This window comes from Metabacillus sp. 113a (assembly GCF_050107635.1).
GTDB lineage: Bacteria > Bacillota > Bacilli > Bacillales > Bacillaceae > Metabacillus_B.
The window spans coordinates 203314-216433 of the sequence record NZ_JBNILJ010000002.1; the positions used below are offsets into that span (position 1 = coordinate 203314).

A 13120-nucleotide genomic window follows, 5' to 3' on the forward strand; every position below is an offset into this window, starting at 1 on the left:
CCGTGAAAACTTGAAACTGTTATTCATCTCCAAATATAGTATACTTTAATGAGAAAATCGATGCAGGGAATATGCGCATTAAAGGAGACGTGTTCGTGGACAATTTTTTAGCCTTTCCTCTGGAAGTATTGCCTTATGTTATCATTACATTGCTTGTTGCTTTTACTGTTCATGAGTTCGCTCATGCGTATGTCGCATACAAATTCGGGGATCCGACAGCCAAAAATGAGGGCAGACTAACACTGTCTCCTCTTGCTCATTTAGATCCGTTCGGGACCATCCTGATTTTAATCGCCGGCTTTGGATGGGCGAGGCCCGTTCCGGTTAACCGGTTTTATTTTAAAAATCCCAGGCTTGCCGGGGTTCTTGTTTCTGTTGCCGGCCCGCTGAGCAATATGGTGCTCGCCTTCATTGGGACAGCGGTATGGTCCGTGCTGCTTGTATCGGGAGCGGTGGACAGCTTTTCTCCCAATGTGGCCGAAGCGCTCAGAAGCTTCTTTGATATTTTTGTCGGGCTGAATGTGACGCTCATGCTTTTTAACCTGCTGCCGCTGCCGCCGCTTGATGGCTACCGGATTATAGAGGATCTGGCCCCGAGAACGGTGAGGCCCAGGATGGCGAAGCTTGAGCCATATGGCTTTATTGTTTTCATTATTCTTTTTGTGACCCCGCTTGACCAATACACGGTCTGGCCGTTCCTCAATGTGGGATCGGATCTGGTTATGAATTTATTTTACGGGATTTTGAACCCGCTGTTTTAGGAGGTTTTTGTAATGGAAGAAAAAAAGAAAAAGAATATCGGCTTTAATATTATCAAAAATGATCCGACGGATGGCCATGGCGGATATGGAGTCGGGGCACTCAGTCTGGATAACATCTCCCCGGTCTTTGTAGATGTAGAAGAGGGGGAGGCCTTCGTCGATATCGGAGCCATGCATGCGCGGAGCGTTGTGGAAAAAGGCATTAAATTTTTGCCGAATAAAGAAGATGTTCCGGATGCTAAGCCGTTCTGGCTTGTATGGGTGACCATTGACCGCAAAGAAGAGGGGCCATACTACGCAGGTGCAACAGCCTGTGAGATGACGGTCAACCGTGACATTCGCAGAGGCTACAAGTCTCTCCCCGAGCACGTGAATAAAATGGATAAATCCATGAAACGGCAAATCATGGTGGAACATATGGATGAAAAGTCAAAAGAGATTCTTGCCCAATTTCTGATTTCCCATGATGCCGGCATGTGGCAGCGCTCAGAGGGCAAGCTGAAAGACGATTTGAAGGCCTGACAAAGCCGGGTGGACTCCACCCGGCTTTTCTATTCCCAAAATTTCAGCTTCTTCCAAAAGCTTTCCTTTTTCTTATCTGTTTTTTTCTCATGGTCATTCGGCTCGGGATCTGCGGGACCGATGCACAGATCTGTGGGCTCTGTTCCTGAAATGAAGTAGACAAATCGTTTAACCGGACACCCCGGCCCCGCGAGCTTTCCGTTTTCAGGATTGATGTAAGCACCGGTTACCCCCTCGGGCGGCTTGAATTCTTTTAAAGGCTTCCCCTTTAGAGCATCTTCCATGAACCCGGCCCATATCGCTTTCGCGTACCCTTTTTCCTCTACTTGATCGATCGTTTTATCCCGGTCGTAGCCCGTCCAGACCCCGGTCACGAGCTCAGGGCTGTAGCCGACCATCCAGCTGTCCGTTTCGGTTGAGCCGGATTTGCCTGCATAGGAGCGCGTCAGCTGTTTGGCGATCTTCCCGCCGGTAACGGATGCATATGAATTCAGTTTCGGATCAAACATCCCCGTCATCAGCTCAGTCGTTACAAAGGCTGCCTGCTCATCGAAAAGCTGCTTTGCTTTTGTTTTCTCCTTCTTATAGACAATGTTTCCAGCTGAATCTTCAATTTTCAAAACATAAACCGGCCGGATTTGTTTGCCCCCGTTTGCGAGAATTCCATAGGCATTAACAATTTCTTCAAGCCTTGCCGGCGCTGTACCGAGTGCAAGAGAAGGGATTTCCGGCATTTTGCTCGTCAGGCCGGCAGAGCGGGCGGTATGTGCCAGCTTATCTGGACCGATAAACAGGTGGGTTTTCACGGCATAGATGTTATCCGATAAGGCAATCGCCTGGGCCATTGTGATCGGACCGTTCGCATAGTAATCGTTGTAGTTGCTCGGCTTGTAAGAGGATTTACCGGAATCGTATTCAAATACAGTCGGTTTGCTGACCATCATCGTGGAAGGGGTGAAGCCATCCTTAATGGCCGCATAATAAAGGAGCGGCTTAATGGTGGAACCGGGCTGTCTTAGCGCTTGGGTCACCCGGTTGAACGGACTTTTCTCATAGTCTCTCCCGCCGACAAGCGCTTTGACCTCTCCAGTGTCGGGATCCATGGCCATCATACCGGTCTGGATGCCCGAATCAGGATCAATGACCTTTTCTGCTTGCCTTTCTGCCTTTTTCTGAAGCACGGGGTCAAGCGTAGTGTAGATTTTCAGTCCCCGGGTGGAAAGAGCCGCCTGCTCTACTCCTAAAAGGCGCGCTGATTCTTTTAGCGCTTCATCATAGAAGTAAGGGGCATCCGTTTCAGCCGCCTCTTCCTCTTTAGGACCTGTAAAAGCAAGAGGGATTTTTTCAGCGGCAGCGGCCTGTTCCGGCTTGATGGCCTTTGCATGAACCATTGCTTTTAAAATCAGCTTCTGCCGCTCCTTTGCTTTTTCTGCATTTAAAAGCGGCGAATATTGGCTTGGTCCTTTCGGGATGCCGGCGAGCATGCTGGCTTCCGCGAGTGTCAAGTCCTCCGCGCTTTTCCCGAAATAGGTTTTGGCTGCCGCTTCAATGCCATATGCTCCATGGCCGTAGTAAATCGTATTTAAATAACCTTCAAGAATTTGCTCCTTGCTGTAATTCACCTCAAGGCGTACCGTATAGAAGGCCTCTGTCAGCTTTCTCGTCCAGGTTTTATCATGGCTTAAATAAAGATTCCGTGCATATTGCTGGGTGATCGTACTCGCTCCCTGTATTTTTGCCATCGCTTTCAAATCGGCGAGGGCCGCCCCTGCAATCCGCTTAAAATCAAATCCATGGTGCTCGAAATAATGCCGGTCCTCAATAGCGAGAGTAGCCTTAACCGCATAAGGGGATATTTTCTCAAGACTTGTCCAATATCGTTTTTCCCCGTAATGCGTTTCTCCCATTTTTGATTCATCGCTTGCATAAAGAATGGTAGACTGTGGTACGTTTAATGACGGAGGACCCTGCAGCTTGGCAGCGAGCAAAATGATACCCGCCGCAATGGACAGCAGTGTCAGGACCAGCAGGCTGATAAAAAACAAAGCGCGAACCAGCTTAATGGTCTGGCGTATTCTGGCTGGATGGATCACGTTCATTTTCTGCACCCCGTTTCATGGCGTTCTTTTCTTATCCATTATGGGAAAAGAACCGCATTTCTAAACAGGAATACAGTGGACCTGCGGAAAAATTCCTTGCAATTTTGCTGGATTCCTCTATACTTTTTTTGAGGTTGAATCGGGGTTTTGTTTAAGACCATTAGGGTACGATAAACTGAGACTCATAATTAAAACGTATAAGAAGAAAGGATGATTGATCCATGTCCGAATTATGGTACACAGAGAAGCAGACAGACGGCTTTGGAATCACGATGAAAGTTAAGCGTACTTTACATACAGAGCAAACAGAATTCCAGAATCTCGATATGGTGGAAACAGAGGAGTTCGGCAACATGCTTTTATTGGACGGAATGGTCATGACGTCTCAAAAAGACGAATTCGTGTACCACGAAATGATCGCTCACGTCCCATTGTTCACCCATCCGAATCCAGAGAACATTTTAGTTGTCGGCGGAGGAGATGGCGGTGTTATCCGTGAAGTGCTAAAGCATCCGGGTGTAAAAAAAGCAACACTTGTGGATATCGATGGCAAAGTCATTGAGTACTCCAAGAAATACTTGCCCGAAATTGCCGGAAAACTGGAGGATCCCCGTGTCGAAGTAAAAGTAGGCGACGGATTCCTTCATATCGCAGAAAGCGAAAACGAATACGATGTCATTATGGTAGACAGCACAGAGCCAGTCGGTCCTGCAGTAAACCTTTTCACGAAAGGATTTTATGCCGGCATTTCCAAAGCGCTGAAAGAGGATGGAATCTTTGTCGCTCAATCAGATAACCCATGGTTTGCACAGGAACTGATCCGCAACGTTCAGCGTGACGTCCGTGAAATCTTCCCGATTACGAACCTTTATATCGCAAACATTCCAACGTACCCAAGCGGAATGTGGACATTCACGATCGGATCTAAAAAGCATAATCCTCTCGAAGTGCCTGAGGACCGTTTCCACGAAATTGACACAAAATACTACACGAAAGAACTGCACAAAGCGGCCTTCGTGCTTCCAAAGTTTGTACAGGACTTAACAAAATAAGAAGAAATAAACCGGAGGGCGTTTTTAATTGAACGCCCTTTCTGAATGGAAGGGTGAAAAAAGATGAAATTTGATGAAGCTTATTCAGGGAATGTTTTTATTAAAAGCCATCCATCCTATGAGGAGAGCAGGGCCGTCCTTTACGGCATGCCAATGGACTGGACAGTGAGCTACCGTCCGGGCTCAAGATTCGGCCCGGCCCGGATCCGCGAAGTGTCCATCGGCCTTGAGGAATACAGTGCCTACCTGGACCGGGAGCTTGAAGAGGTCAAATACTTTGACGCCGGTGACATCCCGCTTCCGTTTGGGAATCCCCAGCGCAGCATCGATATGATTGAAGAATACATTGACGGGCTCATGGAAGCCGGGAAATTTCCCCTTGGCATGGGAGGGGAGCATCTCGTTTCGTGGCCGGTCATGAAGGCTGTTGCGAAAAAGTATCCGGACCTCGCCATCATCCATATGGATGCCCATACCGATCTTCGCGAGGAATACGAAGGCGAACCGCTTTCCCATTCCACACCGATCCGTAAAATTGCCGAACACATTGGACCCGGTAACGTGTATTCTTTCGGCATCCGCTCTGGAATGAAGGAAGAATTCCAATGGGCAAAAGAAGCGGGCATGCACATCTCCAAATTCGAAGTGCTCGAGCCGCTGAAGGAAATCCTGCCAAAGCTTGCAGGCCGCCCGGTATACGTAACCATTGATATCGACGTCCTTGACCCGGCGCATGCACCTGGCACAGGAACAGTCGATGCCGGCGGGATTACATCAAAAGAACTGCTTGCTTCCATTCATGAAATTGCCCGTTCCGAAGTGAATGTTGTCGGTGCAGACCTTGTTGAGGTGGCTCCGATTTATGATCCTTCCGAGCAGACAGCCAACACCGCAAGCAAACTGATCCGCGAAATGATTTTAGGCTGGGTTCCGTCTAAAGGGTAAGCGACTCAGGTATAAAAAGAACTGCAGGACTGGCCGAATAAGGAGCCTTTTGGCGATTTATGGGGGACAGTCCTTTTTTTTATGCCAAATTCCGTGTACTATTGAACTTTCCGATAAGAATCTTTATACTATTGTAGTTATAGCGGAAGGATGTGTCTTATATGAAGGAACAGACACCGGTAAGCCTCTACATTCATTCTAGAATCAGAAATGAAGGAGAAACGGAAACCATCGAGTTCCGTTCGGAAGGCAGCTTTTACATAAAGGATTCGGTTCCATATTTGACTTATACCGAGGAACAGGAATACGGGACCATTCAGACCATCGTCAAAATGAAACCGGAAGAAACCATCGTTTTCAGGTCGGGCGCCGTATCCATGAAACAGCGTTTTATTAAAGACTCAGAAACGCTCACACACTATAAAACCCCTCTCGGAACCCTTCAGATGACAACGTATACGTCCAGAATCATCCAAGTCGTCAACCAGGATAAAGCTGAAGGCAAGCTTGAGATCGATTATGAATTGCATATGGGAGAAGGTCAAACCCATCTTCATACCCTTTTGATTAATTTTAAGGAGGCTTCGTTATGAACATTGTCGACCAGATGAAAGAACGGCTGAAAGAAGAAATCAAGGCTTCAGTCGAAAAGGCAGGCCTGGCAGAAGGATCCCAGATTCCGGACGTCGTGCTTGAAGTGCCAAAAGACAAAAACCATGGTGATTTTTCTGCCAACATGGCCATGCAGCTGGCAAGAGTGGCAAAGAAAGCACCCCGGGCCATTGCAGACGAAATCGTGAACCATTTTGACAAGCAAAAAGCCTCAATCGAAAAAATCGAAATCGCAGGCCCCGGCTTCATTAATTTTTATATGGACAACTCCTATCTTACCGGTCTTGTACCCGCCATCCTCGAAGCTGGCGAGCAATACGGAGAAACAAATATCGGAAACGGCGAGAAACTGCAGGTCGAATTTGTTTCCGCCAACCCAACCGGAACGCTTCATCTCGGGCATGCCCGCGGCGCGGCTGTAGGAGACTCCCTGTGCAGCATCCTTGCTAAAGCAGGCTACGATGTGTCCAGAGAGTATTACATTAACGATGCCGGAAATCAGATCAATAACCTTTCCCTTTCCATTGAAGCGCGCTACCATCAGGCACTTGGACATGATTTTCCCATGCCTGAAGACGGCTATCAGGGGAAGGACATTCAGGAAATCGGACAAAAGCTTGCCGCTGAATACGGCGACCGCTTCGTATCGGCGAATCGTGATGAGCGCCTCTCGTTTTTCCGGGAATACGGGCTGGAATTCGAAACGGCTAAGCTTAGAAAGGACCTTGACGAATTCCGCGTTCCATTTGATGTCTGGTACTCTGAATCCACCTTGTACGAAAACGGGAAAATCGATCAGGCCCTTGCAGCGCTTCGCGAAAAAGGCCATATTTTCGAGGAAGAGGGAGCAACCTGGTTCCGTTCCACCGCATTCGGCGATGACAAAGACCGCGTCCTGATTAAAAACGACGGTTCCTATACCTATCTGACGCCGGATATCGCCTACCATAAAGACAAGCTGGACCGCGGCTTCACAAAGCTGATCAATGTATGGGGAGCCGACCATCATGGATACATTCCACGGATGAAGGCGGCAATCGAAGCGCTTGGCTACAGCAAGGACACATTGGAAGTCGAAATCATCCAGCTCGTCCACCTGTATAAAGACGGGGAAAAAATGAAAATGAGCAAACGGACGGGCAAAGCCGTCACAATGCGCGAACTAACCGAAGAGGTCGGCCTCGACGCCGTCCGTTACTTCTTTGCCATGAGAAGCGCAGATACCCACATGGACTTCGACATGGACCTGGCCGTATCCAAATCCAACGAAAACCCTGTATACTACGCCCAATATGCCCATGCGCGAATCTGCAGCATGCTGCGTCAAGGCGAGGACCAAGGCCTGTCCTGCGGAAAAGAAAATCTATTGGACGGAGCCCTTTCCGAAAAAGAAATCGAACTGCTGAAAAAACTCGGCGAATTCCCGGCAGTCGTTGGCGAAGCGGCCCAAAAACGGATTCCGCACCGCGTAACCAACTACATCTTTGAACTGGCATCCACCCTGCACAGCTTCTACAACGCAGAAAAAGTGCTCGACCCGGATAACGAAGAAAAATCAAAAGCGCGCCTGGCCCTCATGAAAGCCACACAGCAAACACTGAACAACGCCCTTACCCTGATCGGAGTATCCGCTCCGGAGAAGATGTAAGTGCGTGAACCCCCTGTATCGGTTTGGTACAGGGGGTTTTTGTGTTTTGTGTTTTGTGTTTTGTGTTTTGTGTTTTGTGTTTGTGGTTTGTGGTTTGTCGTTAGTCGTTGGGCGGTGCCTGGCCCGCTTCGCTTTAAAGCGGCGGGGGAAGGAGGAAGGGGCTTTCAAACCGTTGCGGCACAAAGGGTTTGAGAGGTGGTGCCGGAGCTTTAGTGCTTTAGCAGAGCGGGGGACAGGCGCGGTGCCAGTCCCCACATGCTTCACCGCAAGTGGGGACAGAGACCTGCCCTCCGGAAGACTTGATACGAAAAGGTTGAGAGAGCAGGTGTCGGAGCTTTAGTGCTTTAGCAGGGCGGGGGACAGACCCAACAGTATACCTGCTCAGATGATGTGATGTAAAATTTTTCGGTGGAACGTCTTTTAGCGTTTGGTGTTTGTCGTTGGGCGGTGCCTTGCCCGGTGCCGAAACTTTAGTCTTAGCAGAGCCGGTGACGGAGGTTTCCTCCGACCCCCATTTTCCAGCAAACAAGGGGACGGAGCACAAACACAGCAATCCCCTGCCACAGCAGAGCCGGGCAGAAGAGGTGCCGGAGCTTTATCCCTTTAGCAGAGCCGGTGACGGAGGCGGCCCTCCACCGTGCAGCCCTCCACCGTGCGGCCCTATACCGAGCAGCCCTCCACCGTGCAGCCCTCCACCGTGCGGCCCTCTACCGAGCAGCCCTCCACCGAGCAGCCCTCCACCGTGCGGCCCTCTACCGAGCAGCCCTCCACCGAGCAGCCCTCCACCGTGCGGCCCTCTACCGAGCAGCCCTCCCCACTGTGCAGCCCCCCACTGTGAAACTCGCCATCCAAGCCGGACCTCTGGCAGCCCATTATGTAAGACATGCACTGCAGGTGTGCCTGCGCACCCGAAGAGGCTGGCCGGACACTAACCTCTACCAAACCACACTCCCGCCATCAACACGCTTCACCCCGCGAATCCCCGCAATTTCTCCCACCAGCTTGAATAAGGCTAAGTCTTTTTGCTTCGCCTCGATCATCATATCTGCGTCCACATCAAATTCTTTTAGCATTTTCAAAAGCGGCATGATGAATTCAAGGTCAACGAAGTCTGCGTGGCTCCGGTATTCCTTTTCGGTTTTTGGTGAGGAAATATGTATTTTCGGTGCGAGGCCGACCCGCTTCCATGTTTGGAAAAAGCGCGGGAGGAGGTCTTCGAGCTGTTCTTCTCCTTCGTTCTTGTTTGCCTGATAATGGTGATAGTCGAACATGAGGGGGATGTCCCCTTTTTCACAAACCTGCAGCGTTTCTGCGGCTGTGTAGGTTTTGTCGTCGTTTTCCAGTGTCATTCTTGAATAAACATCAGGGGAGAGGGATTGAATGTTGTCAAAAAACCGTTCGGCTGATGCTTTTTTGTCCCCATAGGCGCCTCCGACATGGAGGTTGATCAATCCTTCCTGCTCAAGCCCCATAGCCTTGAGCATGTCGTAGTGGTACTCCATGTCTCTGACTGAATTCTCCGTAATGGCAGCCCGGTCGCTTGTAAATAAAGTGAACTGGTTTGGATGAAAGCTGGTGCGCATCCTGTTTTCCTTTACGAGGTCACCGATTTTCTGAAATTCATCCCGAAACGGTTTGATAAAGTCCCAGCTGGCATCCGGATGGGTGGCGAGGGGAACGAGACTTGATGAGAACCGGTACAGGTGGATTTCATGGGCAATATTGTAATGGATAATTCGGAGTGTGTGCTCCAGGTTTTGCTTCGTTACCCGGCGAAGAGCTTCAAGCCGTTCACCTTCATCAAGCTTTTGATGCCTCGCATAGGTCATCGTTTTTGCGGGGGAACAATCCCAAAGAGAAAGGGCATTTGAGACATAGCCGAACCGTAATTTCATAACTCTCTCCGTTTCTGCCGCACCCGGGGCATTACAAAAATAATGAAACGACGGATGCGGCTTTTTCTTTTGTTTTTTGCCAAAGCGGTCTTTTCATATAATCTTCGTATAGGAGCTGCTCTGAATTCCTTATGTCTTTCAAGATGCTCGTTTTGACCTGTGCAGTAAATTCGCGGTCATAGATCAGAGCATTCATTTCATCGTTCAGGTACATGCTTCGCTTGTCAAAGTTTGCGGTGCCAATGTCACAAAAATCATCATCGCAAACAATGATTTTGGCATGGTAAAAGCCCAGATAAAATCGGTATACTTCAGCACCTGCCTTAAGAAGAGGGCCGTAATACGGAAAAGCGGCTTCCTTGACGAGCAGGTGATCAGAGCGCATAGGCACAACAATTTTAATTTTTACCCCTCTTTCCAGAGCCTGAAGCAGTTCAATGTGCAGTTTTTGGCCTGGAATGAAGTATGGGGTGCAGATGATCAGCTCTTTTTTAGCTTTATGAATAAAGGATAGGAACTGATCATCCAAGGACTTCCCGTAGCTTGATACGAAACGGTAGGCGGCTTCTCCTTTCCCGGCAGGCACTGCTTTTGGCCGTTCCATGTAGCTTCCGCCTGCATTTCTCCAGTCGTTTCGAAATTGCTGGGCCAGATCCTGAATCCCGGCTCCGGTAATTTTAAGATGGTAATCGCGCCAATAACCGAGCTTTGGGTTTTTGCCGATGTATTCCTTCCCGATGTTGTACCCGCCAAGGTATCCGATGTGGTGGTCAATGACTGTGATCTTCCGGTGATTTCTCGCCTGAATGGTGAAAAAAAGAAACGGCCACTTCGGCTTATGGGAATAGATCACTTCAACCCCCTGGCTGCTTATTTTATTAAGAAGTCTGTTTGGCGCCTTTATTGCACCGATCCGGTCCATCATTAAAAACACACGGACTCCTTCCTGCGCCTTTTCCCCGAGCAGGTTAAGAAAGGTCTGACTGATTTCTTCATCATTTTTGATAATAAAAAAGCTTGCGCAGATCGATGAGGAGGCCTGCCGGATCGCTTGAAAGTAATCGGCGTAAAATTCCTGGCCGTCGGAAAAAAAATGCAGCCCGCCTTTGCGCAGCGGATAGGCTTGAAGCCCCGCCTTCCTGACGTGCCTGCTGTACCCGAGGGAGAAATCAATTCGCATCCAAACGGTGATCAAAAGCAGAAGAAGTATGAGAATGAAAAAGACCATCGAGAGGTTCCTTCTTTCCAATAAGGGTGTACCCTTATGATGGACGAGACAAGGAAATTTATGAAAAAAGAATGGGAGAAAAGGATTGACTGAATGCTCATTCATATTTATGATGAGTGTAGGGATGATTTCAGAATATTTGTTTGTTTTAAAAATTTTCCGCACTTAAGGGAGAATCACATACACACGGGATAGGGGGAAAAAGAATGAGCACACTGCTGTGGATCAACTTGGTGGCTTTCTTGCTTGTAACCGCTTACGCTGTTGCGCTGTTTGTTCATTTAATCCGCTCGCGGATCACGTACATCCGCATGGGCAAAAAAGAAGAGTTTGACGGGAAATGGAAGGAACGTTTAGACCGGATTTGGGTTAACGTGTTTGGCCAGAAAAAACTGCTTAAGGATAAAAAAAGCGGAATCATCCATGTGATGTTCTTTTACGGGTTCATCCTTGTCCAGTTCGGAGCTGTGGACTTTATCATAAAAGGAATAGCACCCGGGCAGCATCTGCCTCTTGGACCGCTGTATCCCGGGTTCACTTTTTTCCAGGAGATTGTAACGTTTGTCATTCTGATCGCTGTAGTATGGGCGTTCTATAGAAGGTATATCGAAAAACTTGTCCGTTTGAAGCGCAATTTTAAAGCGGGCCTTGTTCTTATTTTTATCGGGGGGCTTATGCTTTCGGTTCTGCTTGGAAATGCGATGGCGATTATCTGGCATAACCATGAGTTAACGTGGACAGAACCGATTGCCTCATCCCTCGCATATATTCTTGGATTCATGAATGAAACCGCTTCGATTGCAGTGTTTTATGTATCGTGGTGGGTGCATCTGCTGATTTTGCTAACATTCCTTGTGTATGTTCCGCAATCAAAGCATGCCCACTTGATTGCAGGTCCGGCAAACACCTTCTTTTCAAGAATCGGGCCGCCTGCAAAGCTGGATAAAATTGATTTTGAGGATGAATCCCAGGAATCGTTCGGGGTTGGGAAAATAGAAGATTTCCGCCAGTCGCAGCTGATTGATTTATATGCGTGTGTGGAGTGTGGAAGATGCACAAATATGTGCCCGGCGACAGGGACCGGCAAAATGCTGTCACCGATGGATCTGATTTTGCGGTTAAGGGATCACCTGACTGATAAGGGAGCAGCGGTTACCTCCCAAACCCCATGGGTCCCGGCCTTCGCTTTTGCCAATACGCAGGGAAACCAGCTGGCAATGTCTTCTGCAGGCCAGGCTTCCCGGGAAGCCGCTGCTGCCTCCGCCTACAATCCAAGCCTCATTGGCGAAGTCATTACAGAGGAAGAAATCTGGGCATGTACTACCTGCAGGAACTGCGAAGATCAGTGTCCGGTTATGAATGAGCATGTTGATAAAATCATCGATTTGCGCCGCTACCTCGTTCTGACCGAGGGCAAGCTTGATGCGGATGCGCAGCGCGCCATGACCAACATTGAACGCCAGGGGAATCCTTGGGGATTAAACCGGAAAGAACGCGAAATGTGGCGCGAGGCAAGAGAGGACGTCCAGGTTCCTACGGTGAAGGAGCTTCAGAAGAAGGATGAAGAGTTTGAGTACTTGTTCTGGGTCGGTTCCATGGGCTCGTTTGACAGCCGCAGCCAAAAAATCGCTCTCTCCTTTGCTAAGCTGATGAATGAGGCAGGCGTGAAGTTCGCCATTCTCGGCAACAAGGAGAAAAATTCTGGAGATACGCCGCGGCGCCTGGGGAATGAGTTCCTGTTCCAGGAGCTTGCAGCGAAAAACATCGATGAATTTGAGAAAATCGGAGTGACGAAAATCGTAACGATTGATCCTCACGCCTATAACATTTTCAAAAATGAGTATCCGGATTTCGGACTCAAGGCTGAGGTTTTTCATCACACAGAGCTGCTTGCCCAGCTTGTAAAAGAAGGAAGGCTCAAGCCTTCCCATGAAGTAAATGAGACCATTACCTTTCATGATTCCTGCTATCTGGGCCGCTACAATGAAGTGTACGATCCGCCAAGGGATCTGTTAAAAGCCATACCTGGCGTCAAGCTCATTGAAATGGCCCGCAACCGTGAGTCAGGCATGTGCTGTGGCGCAGGCGGGGGCTTAATGTGGATGGAAGAGGACACAGGAACCCGGATTAACGTAGCGAGGACCGAACAGGCTCTCGCCGTGAACCCAACGGTCATCAGCTCAGGCTGTCCGTACTGCCTGACGATGCTTAGTGACGGCACCAAGGCTAAGGAAGTGGAAGAAACGGTATCGACGTATGATGTGGCCGAGCTGCTTGAAAAAGCGGTCTTCGGGGACATCAAGAAGGAGATTGCATAAAAGGGCTGAAAAGGGCGGCATTTTATTTGCTGCCTCTCCC

10 protein-coding genes are annotated in these 13120 nt (G+C 49.1%); 7 read left to right on the forward strand and 3 right to left on the reverse strand.

The features are described 5' to 3' along the window. Positions 1-95: 95 nt before the first annotated feature. Positions 96-761, forward strand: coding sequence for a site-2 protease family protein (locus ACQCVE_RS05330; protein WP_426843130.1), 666 nt, complete (start codon positions 96-98; stop codon positions 759-761). A 12-nt stretch (positions 762-773) separates the two neighbouring features. After that, entirely contained in the window at positions 774-1283 is a 510-nt protein-coding gene (locus ACQCVE_RS05335; protein ID WP_426861962.1) for a YwhD family protein, read from the forward strand. Between the two features lie 29 nt (positions 1284-1312). Here the strand turns inward: ACQCVE_RS05335 and ACQCVE_RS05340 are convergent, their stop codons facing one another. Beyond that, positions 1313-3382, reverse strand: coding sequence for a transglycosylase domain-containing protein (locus ACQCVE_RS05340; protein ID WP_426861964.1), 2070 nt, complete (start codon positions 3380-3382; stop codon positions 1313-1315). Positions 3383-3603: 221 nt separating this feature from the next. Here ACQCVE_RS05340 and speE point away from each other — a divergent pair, with 221 nt between their 5' ends. The 4 genes from speE to argS all read left to right on the forward strand — a co-directional run bounded on the left by speE (position 3604) and on the right by argS (position 7639). Continuing rightward, the gene (gene speE / locus ACQCVE_RS05345; protein WP_426843127.1) at positions 3604-4434 is read left to right on the forward strand and encodes a spermidine synthase; all 831 of its coding nucleotides are present in this window, start codon (positions 3604-3606) and stop codon (positions 4432-4434) included. 63 nt (positions 4435-4497) lie between these two features. Next, positions 4498-5379, forward strand: a complete 882-nt coding sequence (speB, locus tag ACQCVE_RS05350) for an agmatinase (RefSeq protein WP_426843126.1) — start codon at positions 4498-4500, stop codon at positions 5377-5379. 161 nt (positions 5380-5540) lie between these two features. Next, complete coding sequence (locus tag ACQCVE_RS05355) at positions 5541-5972, forward strand: DUF1934 domain-containing protein (RefSeq protein ID WP_426843125.1); 432 nt, start codon at positions 5541-5543, stop codon at positions 5970-5972. Then, complete coding sequence (gene argS / locus ACQCVE_RS05360) at positions 5969-7639, forward strand: arginine--tRNA ligase (protein WP_426861966.1); 1671 nt, start codon at positions 5969-5971, stop codon at positions 7637-7639. The genes ACQCVE_RS05355 and argS overlap by 4 nt, the downstream gene beginning before the upstream one ends. A gap of 935 nt (positions 7640-8574) precedes the next feature. Here the strand turns inward: argS and uvsE are convergent. Continuing rightward, positions 8575-9534 (reverse strand): UV DNA damage repair endonuclease UvsE, encoded by a 960-nt coding sequence (gene uvsE / locus ACQCVE_RS05365; RefSeq protein WP_426861968.1) that lies wholly within the window; start codon positions 9532-9534, stop codon positions 8575-8577. Positions 9535-9565: 31 nt separating this feature from the next. After that, positions 9566-10783, reverse strand: coding sequence for a cardiolipin synthase (cls, locus tag ACQCVE_RS05370; RefSeq protein ID WP_426861970.1), 1218 nt, complete (start codon positions 10781-10783; stop codon positions 9566-9568). A gap of 185 nt (positions 10784-10968) precedes the next feature. Between cls and ACQCVE_RS05375 the strand changes: the two genes are divergently transcribed. After that, complete coding sequence (locus tag ACQCVE_RS05375) at positions 10969-13080, forward strand: heterodisulfide reductase-related iron-sulfur binding cluster (RefSeq protein WP_426843121.1); 2112 nt, start codon at positions 10969-10971, stop codon at positions 13078-13080. Positions 13081-13120: the final 40 nt, after the last annotated feature.

Bases quoted from the DNA above. Each gene is read 5' to 3' on its own strand.
- ACQCVE_RS05335 (WP_426861962.1), top strand. From the start codon at position 774: ATGGAAGAAAAAAAGAAAAAGAATATCGGCTTTAATATTATCAAAAAT.
- ACQCVE_RS05340 (WP_426861964.1), bottom strand. From the start codon at position 3,382: ATGAACGTGATCCATCCAGCCAGAATACGCCAGACCATTAAGCTGGTT.
- speE (WP_426843127.1), top strand. From the start codon at position 3,604: ATGTCCGAATTATGGTACACAGAGAAGCAGACAGACGGCTTTGGAATC.
- speB (WP_426843126.1), top strand. From the start codon at position 4,498: ATGAAATTTGATGAAGCTTATTCAGGGAATGTTTTTATTAAAAGCCAT.
- ACQCVE_RS05355 (WP_426843125.1), top strand. From the start codon at position 5,541: ATGAAGGAACAGACACCGGTAAGCCTCTACATTCATTCTAGAATCAGA.
- argS (WP_426861966.1), top strand. From the start codon at position 5,969: ATGAACATTGTCGACCAGATGAAAGAACGGCTGAAAGAAGAAATCAAG.
- uvsE (WP_426861968.1), bottom strand. From the start codon at position 9,534: ATGAAATTACGGTTCGGCTATGTCTCAAATGCCCTTTCTCTTTGGGAT.
- ACQCVE_RS05375 (WP_426843121.1), top strand. From the start codon at position 10,969: ATGAGCACACTGCTGTGGATCAACTTGGTGGCTTTCTTGCTTGTAACC.